The following is a 13,647-nucleotide window of genomic DNA, read 5'->3' as shown; positions in this document are numbered from 1 at the left end:
GACGACATGACAATGAACTCAGTGTCTACACGCCCTACGGTTGCGGCGACGGCAAATCGCAGTTCGCGAGAAACCTTTTTCCGCTCAGCTAACGCACGTCGCTACACGCTGCTGTTCTTACAGGTGGCGATTGTGGTGCTGCTGTTGGGAGGGTGGGAGCTCGGTGTGCGCAGTGGCAACATCAACGCCTTCCTGTTCTCCAGCCCCTCGCAGGTATGGGAGGTGCTGGTCCAGCGCTTTCAGTCCGGTGAAATGGTGACTGATGTGCGCGTCACCGCCGTTGAAACCCTGGTGGGGTTTGCCGTGGGCGCGATTGGCGGCTCTATCCTGGGGTTGCTGCTGTGGTACTCGCGCTTCATCTCTGACCTTGCCGCGCCATTTATCGCCGCGATCGGCTCAATACCGGTGCTGGCGATTGCGCCGATGACCATCATCTGGTTCGGCACGGAGATGCTTTCCAAAGTAGTGATTGTGGCGTTTTCCTGCGTGGTGGTGTCGCTGACCACCTCTTATAAAGGCGCGATGCGCACCGATCCCGATCTCATCAACCTCCTGCGATCCTTCAACGCCGGACGCGGCACCATCTTCTTCAAGCTGGTGGTGCCATCCGCGATGTTGTGGGTGCTGTCAGGCTTACGCCTCAACGTGGGCTTCGCGCTGGTCGGTGCCATCGTCGGCGAGTACATCTCTTCAGATAGCGGTGTGGGTCACATGATCCTGCTGGGCAGTTCTAATTTCGGTATGAACATTGTGCTGGCTGGCATCGTGCTGGTCATGCTGATGATGCTGTGTTTCAACGCGCTGGTGGCATTTATTGAACGCCTCATTCTCTCCTGGGACAGGAAATAATCATGAAAAAATTCCGTTTAGCTACGATCTCTGCCGCAGTTTGTCTGGCTTCTCTGGTGAGTGCGCACGCGGCTGACACGCCAGTGCGCATCAACCAGGCGTTTCAATCGCTGCTCTATCTGCCGTTGTATGTGGCACAAGAGCAGGGCTTTTTTAAACAGCAGGGCGTTGATGTGAAAATCAGCACCGGTGGCGGCGGGGCGCAATCCTGGGCGGCGGTGATTGGCGGCTCGGCAGATTTCTCGATTCAGGATCCGGTGTTTGTGCCGAAAACCCGTGAAAACGGCGGCAAAGGGGTGGTGGTGGCCGGGGTACAGAACGCGCCAACCATCTTCATCTTCGGCAAAGAAGCGGCTTCTTTGCAGGACAATTTGTCACTGCTCGCGGGCAAACGTGTGGTGACCAGCCCGCAACCGGATACCACCTGGGCGTTTATGAGTTATCTGATCAAACAGAACAACCTCAAAGACGTCAAGCTGGTGCATGTGGCGATTGGCAATGAGATCCCGGCGGTGGCGGCAGGTCGTGCAGATTACGCGTTAGCGGCGGAGCCACAGGTCACCATGGCCGAAAAGCAGAACGGCTTGCATGTGGCTTACTCGTTCTCAGCCGCGCAATCCTGGTATCCGTTTGCCTTCTCTAGCCTGACGACCACACAACAATATATTGATAAGAATCCACAGGCCGCGCAGGCCGTCGTGACCGCCTTTGAACAGGCCTCACGCTTTATCTACAAGCATCCGGCTGAGTCGGTGACCATTGCACGTAAATACTTCCCGGCGTTGCCCGAGGAGGTGGTTAAAACCGCAGTGCAGCGTGAAATCGATGCCAAAGGCTATCCGGAGAACGTGCTGGTGTCGCAGAAGGCCTGGGATAACAACATGAACATCGCGCTGTATGCCAAAAACATCAAAGCCTATCCCTCTGAAGCCACGTCATATCAGAACAACGTGAACACGACGCTGGCGACTAAGGCCAAAGAAGCGGTCGATGCGATGGGCGATAAATAAGCCATCACCGACTGTCGCCAGGTTACGGGCGTACCACTGTGCGCCCGCATTAAAAGAGGAATGATTATGGATGCACTGACACTTCGACTGGCATTGATACAGCGCCATTGCGCGGCTGATGCGGTTGAGCTGGAACACCTGCTCTCCGATTGTGAAGTGCGTGCGGCGGGCGTTAGCGCCTTTGCTGCGCAACATTTCGCGCCAACGCTGCTGCCGGCAAACGCCTGGGTTTCCGCTTTGCAGCCGCCGCTGGAGTTGCCCCATGAGTGAGTTGATCGATGCCTCGATGCTGACGCTGGCACAGCAGTTGCGCACACGGCAGACCAGCGTGCCAGAGCTGGTCGAAGCCTGTCTGGCGCGTGAGGAAATCACACGCGATCTCAATGCTTTCAATGAGGTCTATGTGTCTCAGGTCCGTCAGACGGCCAAAGCCAGCCAACGTTTACTGGAACAGGGTTACGATCTGGGCCCGCTGCATGGCATGCCGATTGCCATTAAAGCCAATATCGATTTGGCCGGTGAGGAGATGCACGCGGGCAGTCAGATACTCAGCGGCAATATCGCCCAGCGTGATGCGGTGGTGGTGCAGCGTCTGAAGCAGGCGGGCGCGTTAATCATCGGCAGCACCAACATGCATGAATTCGCATGGGGCGGCACCACCAACAATCCGCACTACGGTGCCAGCAGCAATCCCTGGGATGATGCCCGCATTCCTGCCGGTTCCAGCGGGGGTTCGGGTGTCGCCGCCTCGGTGCGCAGTGCGCTGGCAACGTTGGGCACCGATACCGGGGGATCGATTCGTTTACCGGCTTCGATGAACGGGATCACCGGTCTGCGCCCGGGCGTGGGGCGACTCTCCACGGAGGGCATTTTTCCTCTCGCCACCAGTCTTGATACCGTTGGGCCGCTGGCTCGTTATGCCGAAGAGTGTGAAGTGCTGTTTAATGTGCTCGACGGCAAAACACAGCCGCTGACAGCATTACCGGAACTGGCCGGATTGCGTATTGGCTTACTGCCGGATGTGCAACAGCAGGTGCAGCCTGATGTCGCGACTGCCTATGATCAAATGGTGCAGTGGTTGAGTGCGGCGGGCGCGCGTTGCCAGACGCTGAGTTTGACCGGGCTTGAGCAGGCGGTGAATGCGCTGGTGCTAATCAACCTTGCGGAACCGGCTTCATTGCATGCCGCCTGGCTTGCTGACCGTCCGCAAGAATACGGTGCGGATGTGCGAAAGCTGCTGCAAGCGGGACTCGCCATTAGCGCAGTGGAGTATCTGCAGGCACAACGTTTCCGCACCGGGTTACGCCAGCAGTTGTTGCAGCATTTGAATCAGGTGGATGTGATTCTGGTGCCGACGCTGCCATTTACCGCACCGCATAAAGGACTGGAAGCGATTCAAATGAGAGACCGCGAAGAGAGCGTGTTGACCGGCAACATGCGTTACAACGCGCTGGCAAGTCTTTCAGCACTGCCCGCTATCAGTCTGCCTGCCGGGTTTGATCATGCAGGGATGCCCATTGGCATGCAGCTCATTGGACGTGATGGCGCTGAGCGCAAACTGCTCGCTTTTGCGCGTCGATTCCAGCAGGAGCACGATTATCATCTGCAAACGCCAACCCGGCTACGTGCGTGAAACCCATTCCGCTGCGCGACCTGTTAATCCTGCTGCTAGTGGTCAACGGCTGGGCTTTTAACGTTATCGCCATGAAGTTTGGCCTGATGGAACTGCCGCCGCTGTTCATGCTGACGCTGCGTTTTGTGCTAGTGGCGGCGCTGTTGCTGCCGTTTCATCGCCTGACGTGGCGTCAGCTACCTGGCATGATGCTGCTGGGATTCACCTTTGGCTTTGTGCATTTCGGGTTAATGGTGATTGGCATGCAAACCACCGATGCGGGCACCACCGCCGTGTTTATCCAGATGGGCACGCCGATCGCCATGCTGCTGGCAGCATTCTGGCTCAAAGAGCGGCTGCGCTATCAGCAAATCGGCGGCGTAGTGGTGGCGTTTTTGGGCGTGATGATTCTTGCGGGCAGTCCGGCGCTGTCGCACTGGCAAAGCATTATGTGGTTATTGATGAGCGCCTGTGGTTGGGCATGCAGCACGGTGCTGATCAAGCGTTTGCCGCCGATTGCACCGCTGGCGATGACGGGATGGCTGTCACTGTTTGCCATTCCATTGGTGGGGGTGAGTTCGCTACTCACCGAGCAGCACCAGTTCACTTTGCTACTCGCAGCGGGTTGGCGCGGTTGGCTCGGGGTCATCTACAGCGCGCTGGGTTCGTCCATCCTCGCTTATTCATTGTGGTACGGCCTGCTGAAACGCTATCCCGCCAGCCAGATTCTGCCCTGGTCACTGCTCAGCCCGGCGCTGGCATTACTGATGGGCGTGGCAATTCTGCATGAATCGCTGGATCACAGCAAAGTGATCGGCACGCTGCTGATTGTAGGAGGGATATTGCTGGCAGTGGTACGAGGCACAGTCATGAAGAAGAGGGTGGTCGTGTAATTGGGATTTTTCAGCCGGAATGCTGAGAACTCGTTATGTAAGAGGGTTATATCGGCATATCACTCAAACCTGCTATGCGGCGTGCAAGGCGCGCACGTTAGCTCAAAATCGCGAGTTAATCCCCTATCTTCCTGATTATTACTCTCCTATTTAATTAATTCCTTCAATACAACACTTCATTAATGTCTGGCACTAATTTTAATAAATGACTGCTATTAATCTGATTCGAACAGAAAACCCTTCACTATTTTTGTGTAAACAGTCACAGTATCGACCAATTAAAATGAAAGCGAAAAGTAAAGAAGTAATGTGAAGGTTATTTGACTATATAACCTTTTGACAAATAAATATACCAGCAATGCATATAAACCCCGTTGCTTTTGAGCGTAGAACATCAATCAAGCATAAACAACTGCAACTCAACATAAGTGTATGTGAGACGTGACATGTATTCTAACGCGATATGGATCATGCTGGAGAAGTCAGTCAATATTATCGGACTGATATATATCAATTCGTTAATGGCTAAATACATTGGCCCGGATAACTTTGGCAAGATAAACATCGCCACCTCGCTGTTTATCTTTGTACAGACGTTGTCATGGTTTGGTGGTCAGAATATTATTTTTAAACGCATGAGTGAGAGAGCCCGTTCAGGTATCTCTTTGGCGATGCACACGCAGAATCAGAGGCGTTTTTTCTTTCTCATCTCCTCAAGTGCAGTACTCACGTATCTCTACTTCTTTACGGATCTCACGGTATTTATCTTTGGCGTTGCCAACTGCATCGCGACGTATTACATCGTGATGGACTTCTTTTCGATCTATAACAACACTCAATTAAAATCGAAGATAAATACGATTACCAATGTCATCGGATTGTCTTTGGCACTGATGGCCAGATTCTACATATCTCACTTTGAACTGCCGATTTACTATTTCACGATACCTATCATCATTATCCCTCTGGTCCCTTACGTCATGCGCCTTGTGTACTTTAGGCAGACCACAGCAGTCAATGAAAGTAGTAAAGGTGCTGTGATGTATAACCGTCATATGTTGTATACCGGCGGGGCCTTAATTCTGTCGAGCATATCAGCGGATATCTACACGCAGATTTCGAGTATTTTTCTGGCTAAAATGATCTCTTACTCAAATCTGGGAATCTATAGCGTTGCGTTAACCATAGGAGGCGCCTGGTCATTTATCGTATTGGCATTAATAACGAGTTTCTTCTCAAAGATTTACAATGAAAAGAATCAACCTGCTGTAGATGAATTACTAAGTAAAATCAACAGGATTGTTATCCTGCTGTCTCTTGTTGTGTTAGGTGGGTTCTATCTGATTGGTGATGACTTTATCCATTTGCTTTATGGCAATAAGTATATGGAATCTGCCGAAATTATACCCATCATCATTATTGGCACGATGTTCTCGTCACTGGGAACGATCTGCTACCGGTATATGATCAAAGAGTCCGGATACAACTACCTGGCTAAGAAGATGTTTTTATGTTGTGTATTAACCGTGCCATTTTCCTGGGTCATGATCCGTTCCTTCGGAATTAATGGCGCTGCATACTGTTTTTTGATTGTTGAAATTTTGTCTTGCACGTTACTGAATTACTTTTTCAAGAATAGAACAATCATCAAAATGCACCTCAACATTTTTAAAATGAGATAATTTCAATGAGAATGATAAAACACACAGTTAAGTCAGCTCTGAAAATTAGCGCTAATATTTCACCAGAATTCTGTGCTAAAGCCCACTACTACATAAAATTTAAGAAGAAACTTAATTTAACTAATCCTACCAATTTTAATGAAAAGATTCAGTGGCTCAAGTTCAATGAGCTGAACAATGATATCTACACTCGCTGCGCGGATAAGTATAAAGTCAGAGAATATATTTCATCCAAAGGCTGCGGTGAAATTCTGAATGAGCTTTATGGCGTCTACGATAGTCCTCAAGATATTGACTATGCTGCACTGCCTGAAAGGTTTGCGCTCAAGTGCAATCATGGTGCAGGCTACAACATCATTTGTAGTGATAAATCCTCATTAGATGTTGATAAAACCAACCGGCAATTGAGCAAGTGGTTAAGTGAGGATTTCTCATCACATTTTATTGAGCCACAGTACCGAAAGATTGAGAGAAAGATTCTCTGCGAGAAATTTATCGAGAATGAACGCGGTGGTTTTCCAGACGACTATAAGTTTTACTGCTTTAACGGTAAACCCTACGCCGTCATGGTTTGTGTCGGCCGTGAAAAAGGCACACCTAAATTCTATTACTTTGACATGAACTGGAATCCGCTACCCTTTGAGGATACGGTGAAGTTGATTAATAAGTATGACCTGCCAGAGATGCCTGATGGCTTTGTGAAAATGAAGCAGTATGCAATGAAACTGGCGAGCGATTTTAAATTCGTGCGCGCTGATTTCTATCTTCTCAATGGCGAAGTCATTTTTGGCGAACTGACATTTACGCCTTCAGCAGGACTGGATGTCTCCCTTCAGGAAGCGGATGTCATTTTGGGCGGGCAGCTGAGGTTGTGATGGGTGTGCATGGAGCGCCCCAGACAGAGTAGAGTTAACTCTGGCAGTTGATGGATAGTGGTTCGGGGATTGAGGGCGGCATAATGAAGCACTCAATCCCTTTTCATTTATTGATTCAGTTCCTGCAACAGGCGTGTATTCATGTACAGCTTCTCGCGCCCATAACTTTTCTCTTCTAATACGCCGATTCCCACAAGCTGTTTCAAATAAGCGGATGCCGTTTGACGTTTAGCGGTAGCCAGTCGCTGTACTGCATGGTAACAATCCAAAAAACTATTTGGTGAGGCACCATAGGGGTCCCATTGATGCTGTTTGTCCTGCATTAACGCCAATAACCCGTTCTCAATTTCCGTTTCATGAAGTAGAGGCTGATCGGAATGTAACACCACGGCCTGACCGTGCAGCTAGGGCAAGGAGGCGGCAACGGTACGGTTGTTCTCCAGAGCGGGACGCCAGATGGCCAGCATGTCGATGTCACCCTGATGTAACGCCTGTCAGAGAAGTTTGATGGCACTACTATTTGCCATGGCTGTGTAAGTAAATCCCTACCGTTTAATCAGTAACTGTTGACTCAGAATGGTCTCACCTTGCGTTTCGATCAGCACGCAATAAAACGTATTTTGTTGTTTATTCTGGCTGACTGATGAGGTTGACTTTGATGATTCGTTACGCGGGTGAAAAAATAACGGTAGTATTACTGGATGACCACCCGATGATTCGATTATCACTGGAAATGGCAGCCAGCCACTATCCCGATATGCAGATCACCGGCAGCTTTTCCCATAGCCACGAACTCTTATCATGGTTGCAAAAGAACGCTGCTGATGTGCTGGTGCTGGTGCTGGATTATATTTTGGGTGGCGATGAGCTTGATGGTTTGTCGTTAATAAAACAGATCTTATCACGCCATCCAACATTAAAGATTTTACTCTCGTCCTCCATGGAAAGCCTGGCGGTAATACGTGCCGCCTTTATGAGTGGAATCAAAGGCTATATTTCTAAACGTGAAGAAGCGCAGACGTATTTTGAAGCCATCCGTGTGATTGACAGAGGGCTGCGCTTTATTCCAGATAACATTGAAAGTGAATTAAGCAAAATACCGGTGCGAAAGCGCGATGGCGCGGTATTAGATGGGCCGCTGTATCACGCCAACGGCGAGAAGCTTTCGCGACTGGATACGCTGTTATCGCCGCGTGAAGCGGAAGTGATCCGTTGTTTCCTTGATGGCATGCAGGTAATTGAGATCGCAGAAAAATTAAAACGCAGCCGTAAAACCATCAGCGGGCACAAGCAATCGGGGATGAAAAAACTGGGGCTGACCACCGATTTAGAATTGTTTAAATACCGCGATCATCTTTTCTAACATTCAATTTTTTATTCCATTCAGCAGAGACTGGATGGTTTTACGTCAATCAGGAAGTATACACCTTATCAACACCTTGGGCGCGTCACCTTTAAAGGTGTACCGCCGCAAAACAAAGGTGAGAATCAAGTGCGTATGTCAAAGCAGTGGCAATGTATTACAGGGCAACAGCAATGCCTTAGCCGCAGTCACCGCCAGCCATGACTCGGTACTCACCGGTAACAACCGCACTGACACCACCAGCCGCATCGCACTGGCATTGAACAGTGGTTCCTCGCTTGCAGGTACGATGACCGGTTTAGACAGCTTCAGTATTGATGGCAGCGGTGGCGGGTTCGTTGAGGCGTCGGCACAGTTGAGCACGCTGTGGGCGAAGAGTGATAGTTTCCGCTTTGATAATGGCCTGGCTGCCCGTAGCGGTTCGGTACGCTCGCAACAAGTTGCGCTGCACGGCGTCGTGGGCAAGTCACTGACCTTATCCCAGGGGGCGCAGTCAACGCCGTGGGTACGGTTATCAGCGATTCAGGAGCTGGAAAACAACAATCGCATGACCCTTAACGATCAGCGTTTCAGCAATGATCTGGCCGGTACGCGCGCAGAGATGACATGGCGGATGCCTGCTCAGCTTCAACCTGATCTACAGCTTTATACCGAAGCAGCGACCAGCAAAGCACGGCATATGAACAGCCCTTAGAATGCGGCTTTCGGTGTGCGCTGGAGCTGGTAATCACAGATATCTGGCGGCATCTTGTCGCCGGAATTTTGCTCAACAGATAAGTACTCTCCTACAGCCGGTACAGTGTTCGCGGGCTAAGGTGATAAGCATGCAAGGACGTTTATTCACCCTCTGAAAGGAACATCAGTACGCCATGAAAACCGCCATTATGATCGATGACCACCCAGACCACTGCCGCGAACGCGTGATGGCGTTGGAATACAGCGGCATCGCCGTCTTAGCTGAATGCTTGCCTGTGGTTGAAGGGCTGGATCAGGTTCAACGACTGTGTCCGGACTTGCTGGTGGTCAATCTCATCAACAACCTTGAAGGATTAACGCTGCTGTCCGCATTTCGCGCAGCGTTGTCTGGAAGCGGGCGCCGATGGTTATGTCATCGCCTCGGATCAACTCAGCGAATTCAAAGAGGCGGTGCGCATGGTGATGCGTGGTTACAGTTTCGCCCCAGCGCAGGATTTTCCGCCGGCAGCCCATCGTCGCCATGGGGCCAGTGATGAGCAACGCTTACGCATGCTCTCCGCGCGCGAAATGACGGTGTTGATTTTGCTGGCAAAAGGCATGGGCAATAAATAGATTGGTGCGCAACTGTCGCTCAGTGAAAAAACCGTCAGCACCTATAAACATCGCCTCAAAATAAAGCTGAACATCACCTCATTAGTGGAACTCATTGACTTCGCGCGGCGCTATCATCTGCTGTAGCAGCACTCACAGTCTTAATCAGAACTCTTCCAGGCAACGAACAGCATGACGGTGTGCCGTGTGTGATTGATGAATGGGTGATGGACGAAACCCCATTACAGCAGCCAATCAACAACCATTCATCAACAGCCCGCAATCAGTGGTGCGCCTCAGCGAATAGTGCACGAATTCAAACAAATTTATCGGTAACGTACTCAGCTTCATCCCTTTTCGGAACCACAGTTGTATGAAAACTCTGTCAAAGCTAGTTATCACTTTAGGCCTGTTTTTAGCCGTCAGCGCTCAGGCTGAAGCACAAGGATGCCTGAAAGGCGCGATGATTGGTGCCGCAGCGGGGCATGTTGCGCACCATGCCGTGATGGGCGCGGTAGGGGGCTGTGTCGTGGGTCATCACATGGCCAGTAAGAAGCAAAAGGAAGCTGAAGCAAAACAGCAGCAACAAAAGTAATTGGCAGATAAGCGCTTCCGGTTTAACGTGCTGACTGCAGATTAATCCGGAGGCGATGAGCATCATCGCCGCACATCAGGAATAGATCCCCCATTATGATCACTATCGAGTCCGCTGACCCCCTCGCCCCTGAATCCCAACGTCTGATTGAACAACTCTCCACAGAGTTGGCGGCCATCACCGGGAACAACGGAAAGAGCCACTTTAATGCTGAAGCCTTGAATGAAAGACGCTCCATCTGGGTGTTAGCAAAAGATCAGCAGGGGAGAGCGGTAGGATGTGCTTCACTGCGGCCGCTATCGCATGACATCGCAGAACTAAAACGCATGTATTCGGATCGCAGCGTATACGGCGTGGGGGCGGCGCTGTTAGAACATTTGCAGCGGTGGGCCGTGAGTGTAGGCTTCGAAGAAATTCAGCTTTCAACACGCGCCATCAACACTCGCGCCGTGGATTTTTATCTTAAACACGGCTTTAAGCAGATTGAAAACTACGGCCCGTATGTTGGTCGCACCGAATCCGTTTGTTTAAGCAGAACACTCTGATCTCACCTTATCTATTCGCATCCCACGTCCACATCATCTGCGAAATCGCCTGGTTAAGTTCCTCAATGCTGGCGCCGTCGCGTGCCTGAATCGATAAACCAAACATAAAAGTGCTGAAAGATGCCGCCAGCGCGCTGACATCAACATCCGGCCGCAACTCGCCCGCGGCAACGGCACGCGCGATCGCGGCGGTGATTCCGGCTCGGGTACGCTTGCGCGAGCGTGTCAGCGGTTCGGTCACGGCGGCATGTTCGGCGGAGGTGGCGCTCATGGCACCGAGGCCAACCATACATCCGGTTGGATGGCCTGGCTCGCACTGCATCTGCGCTGAGCGTCGCAACGAGGTTTCCACGGCTTCACGTCCCGTCAGATTCGCATCCCACAGGAATTCCGTTACCTGACCAAAGGTCGCGAGATAGCGCTGCACACACTCACGAAATAATGCCTCTTTCGAACCAAACGCGGCATAAAAACTGGGTGCGGAAATGCCGTTGTTGATGCTGGCTTTGAGCTGGGTAAGCGAAGTCGATTCGTAGCCCTGTTGCCAAAATAGATACATCGCCTGTTCAACCGCCTGATCGCGATCAAATGTTCTCGGGCGTCCCATCGTCGCCATCGCTTCCTCCTGTCTAATGCGTGCAGCGGATTACTATACTAAACGATACATAACTCGTTGACAAAGCGAACCTGCCTGATTAGTGTATCGATCGTTACATAAATCCAGATCGCTCTCATTAACTTTAACAAGGCGACATTGCACGCCTAAATATATACCAGTCGATACATAAATGATTTCAGAAGGAATTATGGAAAAAGAACTCGCACTCACTGAGCAAGATGCAGCAACAGAACGTCTGCCGATATCGGCTCTGCTGGCGCTGGCGATGACAGGCTTTATTTGCATCATCACTGAAACCTTGCCCGCCGGGCTGTTGCCGCAAATGGCGGCGGGACTGAGCATCTCTAATGCGCTGGCGGGGCAGACGGTCACGGCTTATGCGCTGGGCTCGCTGATCGCCGCGATCCCATTGACCATCGCGACACAGAGTTGGCGGCGCAGAAATGTATTGCTGCTGGCTATCGCCGGGTTCCTGATTTTCAATTCTATTACGGCGCTGTCCGCAAACTACTGGCTCACGCTAACGGCACGCTTTTTTGCTGGCGTAGCCGCGGGATTGTCATGGAGTCTGCTGGCGGGCTATGCCCGCAGGATGGTGGCGATTCACCAGCAGGGCAAAGCGATGGCGATCGCCATGGTGGGCACGCCCATTGCCTTGTCACTGGGCTTGCCGCTCGGCACCTGGCTGGGTGGCGTGATGGGCTGGCGCAGCGCCTTTGCGGTTATCTCTGCCTTAACCCTTGTGCTGGTGGTGTGGGTGCTGGCCAAAGTGCCTGATTATCCGGGGCAATCGCGCCATGAATGCATGCCGCTGTTAAAGGTGCTCACCACGCCAGGTGTGAGACCCGTGCTCAGTGTGGTGATCGCCTGGATGCTGGCTCACAACATTCTCTATACCTATATCGCTCCGTTTCTGCAGTTGGCGGGATTGGGTTCTCAAGTGGATGTTGTGCTGCTGGTGTTCGGGCTTTCCGCGCTGCTGGCGATTGCTGTGATCGGGCGGCTGATCGATCACCACTTACGCAGCAGCGTGCTGGTAAGTCTGGCTGTATTTGCCCTGGTTTCATTGGGATTTATGGGCTTTTCGCACATTCCAGCGGTGCTGTACCTCGGCGTGGCAGTGTGGGGATTGACCTTCGGCGGGGCAGCAACGCTATTGCAAACGGCGCTCGCGGATACCGCTGGAGAGGGCGCAGATATCGCACTTTCCATGAACGTGGTGGCGTGGAACGGCGCGATTGCTGCGGGCGGCATCACGGGCGGTATTTTGTTGAATCACTGGGGCGCCCAGTCGTTCCCACCCGTTTTGCTTGTGCTGCTGGCAATCGCTTTTCTCATCACTTTGCGGGCTCGCAATCACGGCTTCAGTTCCGGCGCGCGCACCGGCCATTAATCACGCCTCCTGCGCTGGCTGCGTTCAGCGCTATCAACAGGGTAACAAGATGAATATTGCAATTATCGGTCTTGGTGCGATGGGCAGTGCTATCGCACAACATTTTATCGCCGCAGGGCATCAGGTTTCAGGATGGAGTCGATCCGCTCGTGAAGTGCCGGGAGTCACAGCACTCACCACCGCCGTTGAAGCTTTTCAGGCTGATATAGTGCTCACGTTGCTCTCTGATGATGGGGCGATTGAGGATGTGATCATCAATGATGATCTGCTCAGCCAGGCCAACCCGCATCTGGTGCACATCGTGATGTCGACGATTTCGGTGGCTTATTCTCATGAGCTGGCGCAGCGCCATCAGGCGGCGAGTATTGCTTATATCGCAGCACCGGTGTTGGGAAGGCCGGACGTTGCCGCGCGCGGCGAGTTAAATGTGCTGGTAGCCGGAGAATCGTCAGCGCTTAGCCGAGTGGAACCGGTATTAGCATTGATTGGTAAACGCATCTGGAATATGGGCGAAACACCGGCCGCGGCTCATGCGGCGAAAATTGCTTGTAACATGATGATCACCATGGCGATTGAAGCAATGGCGGAAGCCGTGGTGCTCACCGAAGCCAACGGGCTGGAACGTGAACGCTTCTTTGATCTGATCCTCAATACCTTATTTGGTAGCCGGAGCTATCAGGTCTATTCCGCCAACATCATGCAGGAGGTGTATGAACCCGGCTTCAAGGCCAGCCTCGGGTTAAAAGATCTTCGTTTGGCGCAGGCCGCTGCCGCCCACGCTAAAGCCGAACTGCCGATGTTGCAGGCGGTGCATCAGCAAATGCATCGGGCGGTAAACGCCGGAGGCGGCGATCGTGACTGGTCGATCATGGCCGACTATACGCTGCGGTCAGCTGCATCTAAGTCGCCGACAACGTGAAATCC

Annotated in this window: 16 protein-coding genes and 1 pseudogene; 15 read left to right on the top strand and 2 right to left on the bottom strand. The window is 51.9% G+C overall.

All coding sequences use genetic code 11. From position 1 onward, the window contains the following. The first annotated feature begins 6 nt into the window (after nucleotides 1-6). From FD744_RS00810 to FD744_RS00780, 7 genes are all read left to right on the top strand, one after another. Nucleotides 7-849: an ABC transporter permease gene (locus FD744_RS00810; protein ID WP_034822437.1), complete on the top strand. Its 843-nt coding sequence runs from the start codon at nucleotides 7-9 to the stop codon at nucleotides 847-849. 2 nt (nucleotides 850-851) lie between these two features. After that, on the top strand, nucleotides 852-1,859 hold the full coding sequence (locus FD744_RS00805; RefSeq protein ID WP_034822438.1) for an ABC transporter substrate-binding protein: 1,008 nt from the start codon (nucleotides 852-854) through the stop codon (nucleotides 1,857-1,859). 66 nt (nucleotides 1,860-1,925) lie between these two features. Further along, complete coding sequence (locus tag FD744_RS00800; protein ID WP_160866917.1) at nucleotides 1,926-2,129, top strand: hypothetical protein; 204 nt, start codon at nucleotides 1,926-1,928, stop codon at nucleotides 2,127-2,129. Then, complete coding sequence (locus FD744_RS00795; protein WP_160866916.1) at nucleotides 2,122-3,492, top strand: amidase; 1,371 nt, start codon at nucleotides 2,122-2,124, stop codon at nucleotides 3,490-3,492. The genes FD744_RS00800 and FD744_RS00795 overlap by 8 nt, the downstream gene beginning before the upstream one ends. 5 nt (nucleotides 3,493-3,497) lie before the next feature. Beyond that, nucleotides 3,498-4,364, top strand: coding sequence for a DMT family transporter (locus FD744_RS00790; protein ID WP_176505746.1), 867 nt, complete (start codon nucleotides 3,498-3,500; stop codon nucleotides 4,362-4,364). A gap of 446 nt (nucleotides 4,365-4,810) precedes the next feature. Beyond that, nucleotides 4,811-6,046, top strand: coding sequence for a polysaccharide biosynthesis C-terminal domain-containing protein (locus FD744_RS00785; protein WP_160866915.1), 1,236 nt, complete (start codon nucleotides 4,811-4,813; stop codon nucleotides 6,044-6,046). 5 nt (nucleotides 6,047-6,051) lie between these two features. Then, nucleotides 6,052-6,921: an ATP-grasp fold amidoligase family protein gene (locus FD744_RS00780; RefSeq protein WP_160866914.1), complete on the top strand. Its 870-nt coding sequence runs from the start codon at nucleotides 6,052-6,054 to the stop codon at nucleotides 6,919-6,921. Between the two features lie 107 nt (nucleotides 6,922-7,028). On the opposite strand, the pseudogene FD744_RS00775 reads toward FD744_RS00780, so the two are convergent. Continuing rightward, nucleotides 7,029-7,154: pseudogene (locus FD744_RS00775) on the bottom strand (Fic family protein); the annotation flags it as partial. Nucleotides 7,155-7,564: 410 nt separating this feature from the next. Between FD744_RS00775 and FD744_RS00770 the strand changes: the two are divergent. The 6 genes from FD744_RS00770 (at nucleotide 7,565) to FD744_RS00745 (ending at nucleotide 10,711) form a co-directional block, all read left to right on the top strand. Continuing rightward, nucleotides 7,565-8,284, top strand: a complete 720-nt coding sequence (locus FD744_RS00770; protein ID WP_306439516.1) for a response regulator transcription factor — start codon at nucleotides 7,565-7,567, stop codon at nucleotides 8,282-8,284. Nucleotides 8,285-8,402: 118 nt separating this feature from the next. After that, entirely contained in the window at nucleotides 8,403-8,978 is a 576-nt protein-coding gene (locus FD744_RS25900; protein WP_160866913.1) for an autotransporter outer membrane beta-barrel domain-containing protein, read from the top strand. A 175-nt stretch (nucleotides 8,979-9,153) separates the two neighbouring features. After that, on the top strand, nucleotides 9,154-9,513 hold the full coding sequence (locus FD744_RS00760; RefSeq protein ID WP_160866912.1) for a hypothetical protein: 360 nt from the start codon (nucleotides 9,154-9,156) through the stop codon (nucleotides 9,511-9,513). Nucleotides 9,514-9,592: 79 nt separating this feature from the next. Further along, nucleotides 9,593-9,718, top strand: a complete 126-nt coding sequence (locus FD744_RS25935) for a LuxR C-terminal-related transcriptional regulator (RefSeq protein WP_160867180.1) — start codon at nucleotides 9,593-9,595, stop codon at nucleotides 9,716-9,718. 226 nt (nucleotides 9,719-9,944) lie between these two features. Continuing rightward, nucleotides 9,945-10,166 (top strand): hypothetical protein, encoded by a 222-nt coding sequence (locus FD744_RS00750; protein ID WP_097117682.1) that lies wholly within the window; start codon nucleotides 9,945-9,947, stop codon nucleotides 10,164-10,166. Between the two features lie 95 nt (nucleotides 10,167-10,261). Continuing rightward, a complete protein-coding gene (locus tag FD744_RS00745) occupies nucleotides 10,262-10,711 on the top strand; it encodes a GNAT family N-acetyltransferase (protein ID WP_058960780.1) in 450 nt (149 codons plus the stop codon). Between the two features lie 7 nt (nucleotides 10,712-10,718). Here the strand turns inward: FD744_RS00745 and FD744_RS00740 are convergent, their stop codons facing one another. Beyond that, the gene (locus tag FD744_RS00740; protein ID WP_160866911.1) at nucleotides 10,719-11,327 is read right to left on the bottom strand and encodes a TetR/AcrR family transcriptional regulator; all 609 of its coding nucleotides are present in this window, start codon (nucleotides 11,325-11,327) and stop codon (nucleotides 10,719-10,721) included. A 190-nt stretch (nucleotides 11,328-11,517) separates the two neighbouring features. On the opposite strand from FD744_RS00740, the gene FD744_RS00735 reads away from it, so the two are divergent. Further along, nucleotides 11,518-12,723 (top strand): MFS transporter, encoded by a 1,206-nt coding sequence (locus tag FD744_RS00735; RefSeq protein WP_160866910.1) that lies wholly within the window; start codon nucleotides 11,518-11,520, stop codon nucleotides 12,721-12,723. After that, on the top strand, nucleotides 12,641-13,642 hold the full coding sequence (locus FD744_RS00730) for an NAD(P)-dependent oxidoreductase (RefSeq protein WP_369682970.1): 1,002 nt from the start codon (nucleotides 12,641-12,643) through the stop codon (nucleotides 13,640-13,642). Before FD744_RS00735 ends, FD744_RS00730 begins: the two co-directional genes overlap by 83 nt. The last annotated feature ends 5 nt before the right edge of the window (nucleotides 13,643-13,647 follow it).

This window comes from Pantoea sp. Taur (assembly GCF_009830025.1).
Taxonomy (GTDB): Bacteria; Pseudomonadota; Gammaproteobacteria; order Enterobacterales; family Enterobacteriaceae; genus Pantoea; species Pantoea communis.
The sequence above is the reverse complement of the archived record's forward strand: the minus strand, read 5'-3'. Positions and strand labels throughout refer to the sequence as shown.